Genomic DNA, 14,008 nt, shown 5'->3' on the forward strand with positions numbered 1-14,008 from the left:
CCTCTCCTCAGGTCTCGCGCTTCAGGGGCCGCGCCAGAAGGTTCGATACCGCTTCGCGCACCGTGATCCTTTGGTCAAGGAGCATCACCACGCTTTGCGTGATCGGCGCGTCGAGCCTGCGCTCTTGCGCGATCGTCCAGGCGATGCCGGCAGTCGCCACGCCTTCCGCCAGCGGCAGGTTCGCGACCGGCTGGCCACGCCCGACCGCGTGCCCATAGGAGAAGTTGCGCGACTGGCCCGAGCCGCAGGTGAGGATGAGGTCGCCCAGGCCGGAAAGCCCCATCAGCGTCTCCGGCCGGGCGCCGAAGGATTCGGCGATGCGGCGCAGTTCCACGAAGCCGCGCGTCACCAGCGAGGCCTGAGCGCTGGCGCCGAGCCCCGCGCCCGCGACCGCGCCGGCCGCGATGGCGAGCACGTTCTTCAGCGCACCGCCGACCTCGACACCGACGAGATCGTCGCTGGAATAGCAGCGCAGGCTGGGGGTGGACAGCAGCGTTGCGAGCCGGTCGGCGGTGCCGAGATCCTCCGCGGCGACGGTGACGGCGGTCGGCAGTCCCGCCGCGACGTCGTGCGCGAAGCTCGGCCCCGAGAGCGCCGCGACAGGGCTTTCCGGCAGTACTTCCCGCGCAACCTCCGAAAGAAGTTGGCCAGTGCTCGCCTCGATGCCCTTGGCGCAGAGCACGACGGGCACGTCGTTTGGGAGGAGTGGCGCGACTGTTTCGAGAACGATGCGCATGGTCTGCGCCGGAACGACCGCGAGCACGCACTCGACGCCCCGCAGCGCCGACCCCGCATCGCCCGAAGCCGTCAGCGCCTCATGCAGTCCGATCCCCGGCAGATAGCGCGGGTTGGCATGGTCGTGGTTGATGGCCTCGACGTTGGCCGCGTCGCGCGCCCAGAGCCGCACCGTGTTGCCCGCCATGCAGAGCGTCTGCGCCAGCGCGGTACCCCACGCTCCGCCGCCGAGCACTGCGATGCGAGCTCCGCCGCTCATGCCTTGGCGCCCCGCTTGCCGGCACCGACCAGCGGCGCAGCGTTCGCATCCAGCGGCCAGCGCGAGCGCGGCGCCATGGCCATCGGATCGCCCTCCTCCGCGAGCCCTGCCCGCATCCGCTCGATGCCGGCCCAGGCGATCATGGCGGCGTTGTCGGTGCAGAGCGCCGGAGGCGGGGCGACGAAGTCGAAGCCCAGGCGTTCGCAGAGCGAAAGCAGTGCGGCGCGGATCGGGCCGTTGGCGGCGACGCCGCCGGCCACGATCAGCGTCGGGCTCTTCGCCTGCGGGTACTCGTTGCGGAAGCGTTCGAGGCTGCGGGCGACCCGGTCGGCCAGCGTCTCCACAACCGCGCGCTGGAAGGAAGCGGCGATGTCGGCGACGTCTTGGTCGGCGAGTGGGGCGATGGCGGTCGCGGCCTGCCTGACTGCGGTCTTCAGGCCGGAAAAGGAAAAGTCCGGCCGCGCCTCGCCCTTCAGCGGATGCGGGAAGTCGAAGCGATGCGCGTCTCCGGTCAGGGCCACGCGCTCGACGTTAGGCCCGCCGGGATAGGGCAGCCCGAGCAGCTTGGCCGTCTTGTCGAAGGCCTCGCCGATGGCGTCGTCGATGGTGGAGGCCCAGCGCGCGTAGTCGCCCGGTCCGCGCACCAGCAAGATCTGCGTATGCCCGCCCGAGACGAGCAGCATCAGGTAGGGAAATGCGACGTCGTCGAGCAGCCGCGCGGAGAGCGCATGGCCCTCAAGGTGGTTGATCGGGATCAGCCGCTTGCCCGACGCAGCGGCGATCGCCTTGGCCGACATCATGCCGACCAGCAGCCCGCCGATGAGGCCCGGACCGGCCGTTGCCGCAATGGCATCGACATCGGACAGTGCGACGCCGGCCTCGGCCAGCGCCGCCTCGACGATGCCGTCCAGCGCCTCGACATGGGCGCGCGCGGCGATCTCCGGCACCACGCCACCGAAGGCCGCGTGCTCCTCGAGCTGGCTCAGCACGATGGTGGAGAGGATGCGCGGCATCTCCCCATCGCGCCACGCGACGACGGAAGCCGCGGTCTCGTCGCAGCTCGTCTCGATGCCGAGCACCCTTATCTCGCCAATCGGAGGCAGCATGATTGCCCCAAAATCCTTTCGCCGATAGGAAGACGCGGAGGTTGGACCGCGACCGGCGCGGGTTAACACGGACGGTGACGGATGCAAACTCGGCCCTTGAGGATCGGTACGCGCGGAAGCGCCCTGGCACTCGCCCAGGCGAGCGAGACGCGCGCCCGGCTGATGGCCGCGCACGGATTGCCGGAGGAGGCGTTCGAGATCGAGGTGATCTCGACCAGCGGCGACCGCATCCAGGACCGGCCGCTGTCGGAGGCTGGCGGCAAGGGGCTCTTCACCAAGGAGATCGAGGAGGCGATGCTCGACGGCCGCATCGACATCGCCGTGCACTCCTCCAAGGACATGCCGACGATCCTGCCGACCGGCTTGAAGCTCGCCGTCTTCCTCGAACGCGAGGACGTGCGTGACGCCTTCATTGGCCGCGACGTGGCCGCGCTCGCCGACCTGCCGCGGGGCGCCACCGTCGGTTCGTCCTCGCTGCGGCGCCAGGCGCAGATCAGGCGCCTGCGTCCGGACCTGAAGGTGGTGATGTATCGCGGCAACGTGCAGACGCGGCTGAGGAAGCTCGCCGACGGCGTCGTGGACGCCACGCTCCTCGCGCAGGCCGGGCTGAGGAGGCTCGGGCTGGAGCATGTCGCGACCAGCATCTTACCGGAGACCGATTTTCTCCCTGCCCCCGGTCAGGGCGCCATCTGCATCGAATGCCGCGAGGACGACGCGCGGGTGGAGGCCATGCTGGCGCCGATCGCGCATCGCGACACGGGCATCGCGCTCGCCTGCGAGCGGGCCTTCCTCGCCGCGCTCGACGGCTCCTGCCGCACGCCGATCGCCGGCCACGCGGTGGTCGACGGCAATAAGCTGCACTTTAGAGGCATGATCCTGCGGCCGGATGGCAGCGAGGCACACGACGTCGCCGGCGAGGGCGCGAGCGCTGATGCCGAGGCGATCGGGCACGATGCCGGCATGCGCGTCCGCGCCCAGGCCGGAGCAGGGTTCTTCGAAGACTGGTCGTGAGCGCGTGGCGCGGGTCCTGGTCACACGGCCGGAGCCGGGTGCTTCGGCGACGGCGAAGCGGCTGAGAGCGCTCGGGCATGAGGCGATCGTCCTGCCGCTCAGCGAAATCCGTCCGCTCGATCCGGACCTTCCCGAACCCGCCGCCATCGATGCGGTCGCCGCGACCAGCGCCAACGCGCTGCGCCACCTCAACCCGGAACGCGCGGGATCGCTGCTGGAAAAACCCTGCTTCACGGTCGGCGGTCGAACCGGCGATGCGGCACAGCGGGCGGGCTTCTCGGACGTGCGAAGTTCGGACGCCGATGCCGCCGCGCTCGCCCGGCTCGTCGCAGCGGAACTGCCGCAACAGTCCCGCGTCCTTTACCTGTGCGGTCGCGTCCGGCGGCCAGAATTCGAAGCCGGCCTCGACACCGCGGGAATTCGCTGCCTGCCAGTGGAAATCTACGACACGACCTTCACCCAGCCGGATGCGGCGCTGCAATCGCTGGCGGCCGCACCGCCGGACATCGTCCTGGTCTACTCGGTCAAGACCGCTGAAGTGCTGCGGGACATGATGTCCCCTCCGGAACCCGCCTCGGCCCTCGCCAATGCACGCTTTTTCTGCCTTTCGGAGGCGGTGGCACGCGCGCTCGGAACCCTTGTCGAAGGCCGGACTTACTGGAACAAGGAACCTGACGAACAAGCCCTGTTCGCCCTGCTTTCAGAAGCCTGACGCAAAAGGGCTATCAAAGCCCATGTTGCACGTGCGAAAGTGGCGGGAGTCAACGAGGTAACCAATGCCCCGGAGCCAGCGATGGTAAAACCGCCGAAGATCCGCCATTCCAAGCCGCGCCGCGACCCCGTCACGATCGACCTCGATCCCGCGGATGTGAAACGCGAGTCGGCCTCCAAGGAGCCGCCGGCCACCGCGTCGGCAAAGTCTACGGCGAGCGCGGCGGAGCCCGAGAGCGCCAAGGCCGGAAGCCAGCCAGCCGCCGGCACGTCGCCTTCCAAGGCAGAGACGCCGGAAAGCACTGCTGCGAAGCCAGCCGAGGGCAGCGAGAAGGCAGCGGCCAGCAAGCCCATGGCGACCGGCTCGTCGCCGACTACGACGGGATCGAAGGACGACAAAGCCACGTCTCCCGGAACGGACACCTCTGGCACGGCCTCCCCATCCGCAGGCGGCAAGGACGACAGGATGACGACTTCCAAGTCTGCGACCATCGGATCCACTTCCACGTCGGCAAGCTTGAAGGACGACAAGGCCACATCTCCCAAGCCTGCGACGGCGGGATCCACATCGGCGGCAACGGGCGCGAAGGACGACAGGAAGCCAAGCGGTCCCTCCGTACCCGAAACCAAACCCGCGCCCGAGGCCAAGCCCGCGACCATTACCGCGGAGGCTGCTAATGCAGGAGCCGCGACGTCCGTCCCGCCGAGCGGTAGGTCCGACCCGGGCAAGACGGCTTCGCCGGGCGCAAGCTCGCCCGCTTCATCCAAACCAGCCGGCGATCCGAAGGAGCCGCCGACCTTTGGACGCGGTGCGACGAGCGGACCCCAAAAAACCGAGCGGAAGGACGATCCAGCACCAGCTCCGGCCAAACGCGACGCGTCGCGCCGTGGCGGGGTCTCCGCCATCGCAGCCGGCATCGTCGGCGCGGCCATCGCGCTTCTCGGCGCTGGCGCGCTTCAATATGCCGGTGTCCTGCCCGCGGTCCAGACCGGTGGAACGGACGGTTCCGAAGTCGCCGAACTGCGCACGCAGATCGATACGCTGCGCGAGGAGATCGCCGCGGCGGGGACGGACGGCGCGACCGCCGATACGGCGCGGGTCGAGGAACTCGCCTCCGGCCTGGAGCAGGTCAGGTCGCAGATAGCCGAGCTTCAGGCCGCTCCGCCGGAAGGCGGCGGCGCGAACACCGAAGCCTTGCAGACGCGGCTTTCCGAACTGGAAAACACGATCGCATCCCTGCAGGACGGGCAGCCGGGCGCATCGTCCGAGGATCTCGTGACGCTCCGCGAACGCGTCGCTGCGCTGGAAGGACAGGTCGCCGGCGCATCGAATGCGGCCACGGCGGCGCAGGGCGCCATATCGGGGATAGAAGAGCGGCTGGCCTCCCTGGAGACCAGAGTGCAGGAGCTTTCGGGCCAGGTCGAGGAACAGGCTTCCGATAACGGCGCGGCACTCGCCATTGCCGCCGCCGGCCTGAAGGCCGCGATCGACCGCGGCGATCCGTTCATGACCGAACTCGAGACCTTTGCCGCCGTCGCGCCCGACGCGCCCGAAGTCGCCGCGCTGCGCGACCTCGCGGCGACCGGGGTTCCGACCCGCACGGCAATCGCCGAGAAGTTCGACGACGTGGCCGAGAGGATGATCGCGGCTGCAAATCCGGCTCCCGAGAACGCGGGATACTTCGACCGGCTGCTCGACAGCATGGGTTCGCTGGTCTCGGTGCGGCCGATCGGCGAGGTCGAGGGTGAAGGCGTCGGCCCGACCGTCGCGCGGATGGAAGCCGCGATCGACGCCGGCGATTACCAGCGCGCAATTGCGGAATACGACACCCTGCCCGAGGCGGCGAAGACCGCGGGGGCGGATTACATCGCCAGCGTTCGCGCCCGTCAGTCCGCCGATGATCTGGTGGCCAAGGCGCTGGCCGGCGCCTTGCGGGCGTGAGAGAAGGAGTTCCGGGATGTTGAGAGTGCTCCTTTTCGTCGCCGTGGTCTTCCTGCTCGGCCTCGGATTCGCGTGGCTGGCGGAGCGGCCGGGCGACATGGTCATCACGTTCGGCGGCTACCAGTACGAAGTGACGCTGATGGTCGCGGCGGTGATCGTGACCGCGATCGTCGCCGCCGTGATGATCGTCTGGTGGCTGCTCAAGGCGATCTGGAACAGCCCCTACACGGTTGCCCGCTATTTTCGCGTTCGCCGCCGTGATCGCGGCTACCAGGCGCTGTCGACCGGCATGATCGCCGCCGGCGCCGGGGATGGCGTGCTCGCCCGCCAGATGAACCGGCAGGCCGCCAAGCTCATCAGTTCCGACCAGGAGCCGCTCATCCACCTGCTCGACGCCCAGGCATCGCTGCTGGAGGGCGATCACGACACCGCTCGCAAGAAGTTCGAGGCGATGCTCGAAGATCCCGAGACGCGCCTGCTCGGGCTGCGCGGCCTTTACCTGGAGGCGCAGCGGCTGGGCGACCGGGATGTCGCGCGTCACTATGCCGAGCGGGCGGCCGAAACGGCGCCGCAGCTCGGCTGGGCTTCCAATGCCACGCTCGAGGCGCGCACCGCCGAGGGCGACTGGGACAGCGCGCTGTCTCTGCTGGAGGCGCAGAAGTCGACCAAGCTCATCGATTCCGCGAAAGCGAACCGGATGCGCGCCGTGCTCCTGACGGCGAAGGCGACCTCGCTGCTCGAACGCGACGCGCTGGCCGCCAAGAACGCTGCCGTCGAGGCCAACCGCCTCGCGCCGGATCTCGTGCCGGCCGCCGTCATGGCGGCGAAGGCGCTGTTTCGGCAGGGCGACCTGCGCAAGGGCTCGAAGATCCTGGAAGCCGCGTGGCGCAAGCACGCGCACCCCGAGATCGCGGATACATACGTCCATGCCCGTCACGGCGATTCCGTTGGGGACCGCCTGTATCGCGCCAAGAAGCTGAAGTCGCAGCGCGAGAACAATGCCGAATCGTCGCTGACGGTGGCGCGCGCCGCCCTGGAAGCAGGGGACCTGACGCTCGCCCGAAAGGCGGCCGAAGAGGCTCTGCGCATCCAGCCCCGCGAGGGCGGCTATCTCCTGATGGCCGACATCGAGGAAGCGGACACGGGCGACGAGGGTCACATCCGGCAATGGCTCGCCCGCGCGGTGCGCGCGCCGCGCGATCCGGCCTGGGTGGCCGACGGCGTGGTCTCGGAACGCTGGGCGCCGGTGTCGCCGGTGACCGGCCGGCTTGACGCCTTCGAATGGCGCACACCGCTGGAGCGGCCCCTGGCGCTGATCGACCAGGAAACCCATCTCGACCTTCCCTCCCGGCCGGTCCTCATCCCCTCCGCTCCCGCCGAGGCGCCGGAAGCGCCTGCCTCCGGCACCGCCGGTGAGAGCGAGGAGATCGCGACCGCAGAGACGGTGGTGGACGAACCCGACGTCGAGGAGACAGAAAAGCCTGAGGCGCCGCCGCGGACTTCCGGCAGCGCTCCCGCGCCGGTCGCACATGCGACGGCTGTGCCGATCGACGCCCGGCCGGCCGCGGCCAACGACGACGCGACGGCAAAGAAGTCCGTGACCGGCCCCGAATTCCCCCGCCCGGACGATCCGGGCGTCGATTCGGACGACGACAACGACCCGCGCTCGAAACGGTTCCGGCTCTTCTGAGTTTGGCAAGACGTCGATGAACGCCGACCCGGGAGCCCGCGCATGTTCGAACGCCTGATTTCCTTTCTGAACGACATCCCCGGCGCAGGGTCGGGGAGCGAGCGGCGAGACGATTCCGAAGATCCCCGGCTGGCCGCAGCCGCCCTCATGGTCCATGTCATGGATGCCGATGGCGTGCGCCTGGATGAGGAGCGCGCGGCTCTTCGCGAGGCCCTGACCCGGGCTTACGGCCTGTCGGGCGCCGAACTGGAACGCTTCGTTGCACGCGCCGAGGAGGAAGCCCGCGAGGCCGTCGATCTCTATGCCTTCACCAGCGTGCTCAAACGCCATCTGGACGAACAGGCGCGGATCGAGTTCATTGGGATCATGTGGGAAATCGTCTTCGCCGACGGTGAAATGAACGAACTGGAAGACAACATCGTCTGGCGTGTGGCAGAACTCATCGGCGTCGACCGGCGCGACCGCGTGCTGATGCGGCGCAAGGCCGATCCCTCCAAGGACGACAGCGAACCGGGGCTCTGACCGAACGGGCATGCCGCAGAAGCCGAATCCGAAAATCCTCATCGTCCTGCATCAGGAACTGTCCAGCCCGGGCAGGGTCGGGCACCTGCTCCTCGAAGGCGGCTTCGATCTCGACATCCGCCGGCCGCCGCTCGGCGACCCGCTGCCGGAGACGCTCGAGCTTCATGCAGGGGCGGTCGTGTTCGGCGGACCGATGAGCGCCAACGACAAGGATGAGTTCGTGCGGCGCGAGACGGACTGGCTCGCCGTTCCGCTCAAGGAGGACAAACCATTCCTCGGCATCTGCCTCGGCGCGCAGATGCTGGTGAACCATCTCGGCGGCAACGTCGCGGGACGCGAGGACGGACTGGTCGAGATCGGTTGGTATCCCATTCGCCCCACCGAAGCCGGCGAGGAACTGCTTCAATGGCCCGAGATGGTCTACCAGTTCCACCGGGAGGGTTTCTCGCTGCCGCAGGGCGCCACGCTGCTGGCCGGCGCGGAGGCCTATCCGAACCAGGCCTTCCGCTACGGCGCGAACGCCTGGGGCATCCAGTTCCACGCCGAACTGACCCGCGCCATGATGCAGCGATGGGTGGTGCGTGGCGCGCAGCGCTTCACGCTGCCGGGCGCCCAGCAGGGGCGCGACCATCTCGGTGGCCGCTTCATCTGGGACATGCACCTGAAGCGCTGGCTGGTCGAGTTCCTCGACCTGATCTTCCACACCCCGCGCCGGCATCCCGAGGAGACCGAGAGGCGCTGAGCCTCAGGCCCGTCCGTCGAGGTGCCGGGCCTTTCGCAGGGCCGGGAAGAGCCATGCCCACAGCCCGGCGATGCCGACGGCGCCGATGCCGCCGACCACCACGGCGGGAACCGTCCCGATGACGGCCGCCATCGCGCCAGCGCGGAACTCGCCCACCTCGTTCGAGGCACCCACGAACACCATGTTGACCGCGTTGACCCGGCCGCGGACGCGGTCGGGCGTCCATAGCTGGATCAGGGTCTCGCGAACGTAGACGCTCACCATGTCGGTCGCGCCGAGGAGGGCCAGCGCGAGGATCGACAGCCACGGCACCGTGGAGACGCCGAAGACCACGGTGAAGACCCCGAACAGCGCGACGAAGAAGAGCATGGCGATGCCGGCGTGGTCGCGGATCGGATGGCTGGTCAGCCAGATCGCGACCGTGATCGCGCCGATGCCGGGCGCCGCGCGGAGCAGCCCCAGCCCCCATGGACCGAGCTCCAGAATGTCGCGCGCATAGACCGGCAGCAGCGCGACCGCGCCCGACAGGAGCACGGCAAAAAGATCGAGCGAGATGGCGCCAAGCACCACCTTCTCGCTCCAGATGTAGCGGAAGCCGGCAAACAGTGTTTCCAGCGTCGGCTTTTCGGCCTCCGTGCGCTGTGCCGGTTTCGGGATGGCGAGGATCAGCAGGGCGGCCGCGGCCATGAACAAGGCCGCGATAGTGTAGGAAACGATGGGCGAGAGGCCGTAGAGCAGGCCGCCGGCCACCGGGCCGACAATGGTCGCGGTCTGCCAGGCTGAGGAATTCCATGCCACGGCATTGGCGAAGTCCTCCGCCGGCACGAGGTTCGCGACCAGCGAGGCCGCGGCGGGACCGAATAAGGCGCGGGCGATGCCGAAGAACGCCAGCGTGACGAAGACGCCGGCCGGCGATGTGAGGCCCCGGATCGTCAGCACCAGCAGCACCACGGCACACACCGCTTCGAGAACGGCCGAGACGGCCATCACGAGCCGCCGGCCGAAGCGGTCGGAGGCCGTGCCGGTCACCAGCACGAGCAAAAGGGCGGGCGCGAACTGGATGAGCCCGACATAGCCGAGATCGAGCGGATCGCGTGTCAGGTCGTAGATCTGCCAGCCGACCGACACCGACACGATCTGGGTCGAGAAAGTGGTCAGGAACCGCGCCAGCCAGTAGCGCAGGAAGGGTCCGTGGCGGAAGGCGGCGAAGCGGTCTGCGCCGGCGGCGCCGGTGTCGGGGCTCATTGTGGTCCAGGTCTTTCGTTCGAACCGGAAGTGGCAATCGCGTGCCTCCCCGGAGCCGGTAACGCAATTCGCCCGCCGCGGGACCGTCTATCTGGCCCTGGACCAACAGGATTTTTGGCCGGCCGGCCGGCACTCGCCGATTCCATGCAAGGCCCCTCGGCCAACAAAAAAGGCGGCCGGAGCCGCCTTTCGGGATCGATTGCCGGGCGAAGCCTATTCGCCCTTGGCCTCGGCGGCCTCTTCCTCGGCGGCCTTCGCTTCGGCAGCTTCGGCCGCAGCCTTCTCGGCGGCGAGCGCCTGGGCGGCGGCGGTCTTCTCTTCCTCGATGCGCGCCTTCTCGGCGTTCATCAGCTCGCGCTCGGAATCGTTGAGCCGGCGGGCGCGCACGCCCGTGTTTTCGGAGATGCGGGCCGACTTGCCGCGACGGTCGCGCAGGTAATAGAGCTTGGCGCGGCGCACCTTGCCGCGGCGCACGATCTCAACGCCCTCGACCAGCGGCGAGTAGACCGGGAACACGCGTTCCACGCCTTCGCCGTAGGAGATCTTGCGGACGGTGAAGTTCTCGTGGAGCCCGGAGCCGGCGCGGCCGATGCAGACGCCCTCGTAAGCCTGCAGACGGGTGCGCGTGCCTTCGGTCACGCGGACCTGCACGCGGATGGTGTCGCCGGGCTGGAATTCGGGGAGCTTGCGCTTTTCTTCGATCTTCGCGGCCTGTTCGGCCTCGAGCTGACGGATGATGTCCATCGCTTCATACCTCTTCTTGCTTCTCGACAGCCAGAGCGCCCTGCACTTGCCCAAAGGTTCATGACCGCTGGGCTATGCCGTTCGCCGGATCGGCGAGAGGCAGGGGCGAATTCACCGCGCTTGTTGACGGGTCCGGAACGACGGGGTCTTCCGGTTCGGGCGCGCTATTACACCGTCCGCGGGCGTTTGTCACCACCCGCGGCAAAATTCGCGGTGCCGAGGATTACTGGACAGGCGTGGCGAGCGGCTTGCCGCGCTCGATGATGTAGATCCCGATGACCTTGACCGGCTTGTCGCCCACCGCCTTGGCATCGTGCGGCACCCCGGCGGGGATCGTGTAGGAATCGCCGGCCTTCATCGTCCGGTCCGGTTCCCCGTCGATCGACATCACGGTCTCGCCTTCGAGGACGTACCCCGTCTCGATACCGGGATGTGTGTGCCGTCCCGCCGAAACGCCAGGTTGGATCTCGGCCAGGCCGGTGATCGTCGTGTAGCCGTCGGGAAAATCGGTCTTCTGCAGCGGCGTGCGCTTGATGCCGTCCTGTGCCGTGGCGGCGGCGGTCGTCAGCACGATCGCGAACGCGGCGAGCGCGAGCTTCTTCATTCGTCATTCCTCCCGGGTGTCGCCGCGGCACCATGCGCGGCATATTAGAACGCCGAGATTAGCCGAACCCACGCCGCAGGCAAGCGGCGTCGAGCGGTCTCGGGCGGCCGAATGGATCGTCTGGACCATTGCACGAAACGCGCAATCTTCCTAAACCGCCCGGGCCTCGCCGGAAGCCCGCATCGGAACCCGCCCTTGACCCTCCTCCTCGCCTGCCTGCTCTTCCTCTCTGGCTTTCTATCCGGCGCCATCAACGCGGTAGCGGGCGGCGGTACCTTCATCACCTTTGGCGCCCTGACGCTTGCCGGCATTCCGCCGATCTCGGCCAATGCGACATCGTCCATCGCCCAGTTTCCCGGCTACGTCACCTCGACGCTCGCCTACTGGAGCGACATCAAGCGCATGTGGCGCGGCGCGCTGCTCCTGTGCCTGGTGTCGGCGCTCGGCGCCCTCCTCGGCGCGCTGCTTCTCCTGGCGCTGGACAACCCGTCCTTCCGCGCCATGGTGCCGTGGCTGCTCATCGGCGCGACGACACTCTTCGCCGGCGGCCCATGGCTGAAGCCAAAGCCGCGCAATCCCGGCGAGGCAGCTCAGGTCGGCTCGTTCGCCGGGCGCGCCGTGCAGTTCGTCACCTCGATCTATGGCGGCTTTTTCGGCGCCGGGATGGGCATCATGATGCTCGCCACGCTCGGCCTCACCGAGAGCGGCGACTATCACCGCCTGAACGCGCTGAAGAACATGCTGGCGATCGTCATCGCGGCCGTCGCCATCGTCGTCTTCGTGTCGGGCGGCGTCGTGGCCTGGCTGGAGGTGCTGTTCATGATGCCCGGCGTCGCGCTCGGCGGCTATGCCGGCGTCTGGGCCGCCAAGCGCGTCCCGCAGGTGATCGTGCGGGTTTTCGTCATCGCCATCGGCTTGTTCCTGGCAGGGTACTATTTCTGGTTGGGCTGAGCGCTTCAAGGCTCGTCGGGATTTTCTTCCTCAGATTCGGCATAGATATCCAGCAAAAGCGGAATGTTACGCAAACCGAGCGCTTTCAGACTCCGAGGTGATATCCCGAGCATCTCGTTCAACTCGCTGAGCCACAGGCCGCAAAACATGTCGAGGTGGTGGCGATTCGATATACTGTCCCATACCGACAGATCATCGGTGAGTTGATCCAGGATCTCTTTGATTTGTCCATCCAGGTCGGCGGGGCAGGCATAATCAGTTTGTATCCGCCAGATACCGGTGCGCGCGATTCGCACACGGCCGCGCGGATAGTTGCTGAGTCCGTTTTTGGGAACCGAGTAAGTCGGTCTGCCACCAAGGAGCGACGATACTTCTTCAGGATCCAAGTCATCGCCGAAGAGGCGCAACGTGACAATCGATTTTGAGACCTCGGGCAACTGATTGTCCTAGTCCGGCAGTCTGACCGCCAGCAAATCAGGCCGCCGTTCCCGCGTCAGCCTTTCGGCCTGCTCACGCCGCCATGCTGCAACTTTTGCATGATTGCCCGACGTGAGCACTTCCGGGATAGCTCGCCCTTCCCACTCCTGCGGCCGCGTGAAATGTGGATGTTCGAGCAGGCCGCCTTCGAAACTCTCTTCCGTGCCGGAGGCCTCGTTGCCCATCACGCCGGGGAGCAGGCGCACGACGGCATCGAGCAGCACGAGCGCCGCAGGCTCGCCGCCGGAGAGGATGTAGTCGCCGATCGAGACTTCCTCGAGCCCGCGGGCCTCGATCACCCGTTGGTCGACGCCTTCGAAGCGGCCGCATACGATAACCGCGCCCGGGCCGGACGCCAGTTGGCGCACACGCGCCTGGCTGAGCGGTTTTCCGCGCGGGCTCATGAGGAGCTTCGGGCGCGGATCGCCTTGCGGCGCGGCGTGGTCGATCGCCCTGGCAAGGATGTCGGCGCGCATCACCATGCCGGCGCCGCCGCCGGCAGGCGTGTCGTCGACGGTGCGGTGGCGATCGGTCGCGAAGTCGCGGATCTGCACGGTTTCGAGCGACCAGTCGCCGCGCTCCAGTGCCCGGCCCGCCAGCGAGATGCCCAGATGGCCCGGGAACATCTCCGGGTAGAGCGTGAGGACGGCAGCACAAAAACTCACCGGTTTCCTCCGGCCGAGCGCGGTCCGCGCGGACGATCCGCGCCGCCACCGGACGGCTCGTCCTCGTCCTCTTCGTCACGCAATCCGGCCGCGGCGGTGTCGATCGTCACCGTTCCGCCCGCGACATCGATCGCGGGCACCGCGGCCTTGGTGAAGGGGATGAGTTCGCTCCGCCCGCCCGAGGTCGCGACTTCTATGATGTCGCCGCCGCCGAAGTCGTGCAGCGCGCGGATCGTCCCGATCTTTCCTCCCGTCTCGTCGACGACGGCCAGGCCGATCAGGTCGGCGTGGTAGAACTCGTCCTCCTCCAGGTCGTCGGGAAGCACCGAACGGTCGACGAAGAGCTCGGTCCCGTTCAGCGCCTCGGCCACATTGCGGTCGGAGACGCACTCGAAGCGCACGACCAGCATATCCTTCTGCGGACGCAGGTCGCGGATGACGAAAGTTTGTCCGTCCGAGGCGTGGAGCGGGCCATAATCGCCGAGCGCCATCGGTTCGCCGGTGAAGGTCTTCACGCGCACCTCTCCCTTGATGCCGTGGGCGGCACCGATGGTGGCCATGAGAACCGGGTTTTTCAGCTTCGGCATGGGATGCATCCTTCGCG

Annotated in this window: 15 protein-coding genes; 7 read left to right on the plus strand and 8 right to left on the minus strand. The window is 68.0% G+C overall.

The window, feature by feature from the left end:
• Positions 1-7: 7 nt before the first annotated feature.
• On the minus strand, positions 8-994 hold the full coding sequence (locus tag BSQ44_RS00830) for an NAD(P)H-dependent glycerol-3-phosphate dehydrogenase (protein ID WP_072601496.1): 987 nt from the start codon (positions 992-994) through the stop codon (positions 8-10).
• On the minus strand, positions 991-2,100 hold the full coding sequence (tsaD, locus tag BSQ44_RS00835) for a tRNA (adenosine(37)-N6)-threonylcarbamoyltransferase complex transferase subunit TsaD (RefSeq protein WP_072601497.1): 1,110 nt from the start codon (positions 2,098-2,100) through the stop codon (positions 991-993). Before tsaD ends, BSQ44_RS00830 begins: the two co-directional genes overlap by 4 nt.
• An 81-nt stretch (positions 2,101-2,181) precedes the next feature.
• On the opposite strand from tsaD, the gene hemC reads away from it, so the two are divergent.
• The 6 genes from hemC (at position 2,182) to BSQ44_RS00865 (ending at position 8,718) form a co-directional block, all read left to right on the plus strand.
• Entirely contained in the window at positions 2,182-3,111 is a 930-nt protein-coding gene (hemC, locus tag BSQ44_RS00840) for a hydroxymethylbilane synthase (RefSeq protein WP_072601498.1), read from the plus strand.
• Between the two features lie 4 nt (positions 3,112-3,115).
• Positions 3,116-3,823, plus strand: coding sequence for a uroporphyrinogen-III synthase (locus tag BSQ44_RS00845; protein ID WP_072601499.1), 708 nt, complete (start codon positions 3,116-3,118; stop codon positions 3,821-3,823).
• An 81-nt stretch (positions 3,824-3,904) separates the two neighbouring features.
• Positions 3,905-5,764: a mitofilin family membrane protein gene (locus tag BSQ44_RS00850; RefSeq protein ID WP_072601500.1), complete on the plus strand. Its 1,860-nt coding sequence runs from the start codon at positions 3,905-3,907 to the stop codon at positions 5,762-5,764.
• Positions 5,765-5,780: 16 nt separating this feature from the next.
• Entirely contained in the window at positions 5,781-7,454 is a 1,674-nt protein-coding gene (locus BSQ44_RS00855; RefSeq protein WP_072601501.1) for a heme biosynthesis protein HemY, read from the plus strand.
• A 42-nt stretch (positions 7,455-7,496) separates the two neighbouring features.
• On the plus strand, positions 7,497-7,976 hold the full coding sequence (locus tag BSQ44_RS00860) for a tellurite resistance TerB family protein (protein ID WP_072601502.1): 480 nt from the start codon (positions 7,497-7,499) through the stop codon (positions 7,974-7,976).
• Positions 7,977-7,986: 10 nt separating this feature from the next.
• Positions 7,987-8,718 (plus strand): glutamine amidotransferase, encoded by a 732-nt coding sequence (locus tag BSQ44_RS00865; RefSeq protein WP_072601503.1) that lies wholly within the window; start codon positions 7,987-7,989, stop codon positions 8,716-8,718.
• 3 nt (positions 8,719-8,721) lie between these two features.
• On the opposite strand, the gene BSQ44_RS00870 is transcribed toward BSQ44_RS00865, so the two are convergent.
• From BSQ44_RS00870 to BSQ44_RS00880, 3 genes are all read right to left on the minus strand, one after another.
• On the minus strand, positions 8,722-9,963 hold the full coding sequence (locus BSQ44_RS00870) for an MFS transporter (RefSeq protein WP_072601504.1): 1,242 nt from the start codon (positions 9,961-9,963) through the stop codon (positions 8,722-8,724).
• Between the two features lie 213 nt (positions 9,964-10,176).
• Entirely contained in the window at positions 10,177-10,707 is a 531-nt protein-coding gene (gene rplS, locus BSQ44_RS00875; protein ID WP_072601505.1) for a 50S ribosomal protein L19, read from the minus strand.
• Between the two features lie 223 nt (positions 10,708-10,930).
• Positions 10,931-11,311: a cupin domain-containing protein gene (locus tag BSQ44_RS00880; protein WP_072601506.1), complete on the minus strand. Its 381-nt coding sequence runs from the start codon at positions 11,309-11,311 to the stop codon at positions 10,931-10,933.
• Between the two features lie 195 nt (positions 11,312-11,506).
• On the opposite strand from BSQ44_RS00880, the gene BSQ44_RS00885 reads away from it, so the two are divergent.
• A complete protein-coding gene (locus tag BSQ44_RS00885; protein ID WP_072601507.1) occupies positions 11,507-12,262 on the plus strand; it encodes a sulfite exporter TauE/SafE family protein in 756 nt (251 codons plus the stop codon).
• 5 nt (positions 12,263-12,267) lie between these two features.
• Here BSQ44_RS00885 and BSQ44_RS00890 read toward each other — a convergent pair whose 3' ends face one another.
• Genes BSQ44_RS00890 through rimM form a run of 3 tightly spaced genes read right to left on the minus strand, consistent with a single transcriptional unit; the run spans position 12,268 to position 13,991 of the window.
• Entirely contained in the window at positions 12,268-12,699 is a 432-nt protein-coding gene (locus BSQ44_RS00890; RefSeq protein WP_072601508.1) for a DUF4279 domain-containing protein, read from the minus strand.
• A 9-nt stretch (positions 12,700-12,708) separates the two neighbouring features.
• Positions 12,709-13,404, minus strand: a complete 696-nt coding sequence (gene trmD / locus BSQ44_RS00895) for a tRNA (guanosine(37)-N1)-methyltransferase TrmD (RefSeq protein WP_072601509.1) — start codon at positions 13,402-13,404, stop codon at positions 12,709-12,711.
• Entirely contained in the window at positions 13,401-13,991 is a 591-nt protein-coding gene (gene rimM, locus BSQ44_RS00900; RefSeq protein ID WP_072607777.1) for a ribosome maturation factor RimM, read from the minus strand. The genes trmD and rimM overlap by 4 nt, the downstream gene beginning before the upstream one ends.
• Positions 13,992-14,008: the final 17 nt, after the last annotated feature.

Origin of the sequence: Aquibium oceanicum, assembly GCF_001889605.1 — a bacterium.
Taxonomy (GTDB): Bacteria; Pseudomonadota; Alphaproteobacteria; order Rhizobiales; family Rhizobiaceae; genus Aquibium; species Aquibium oceanicum.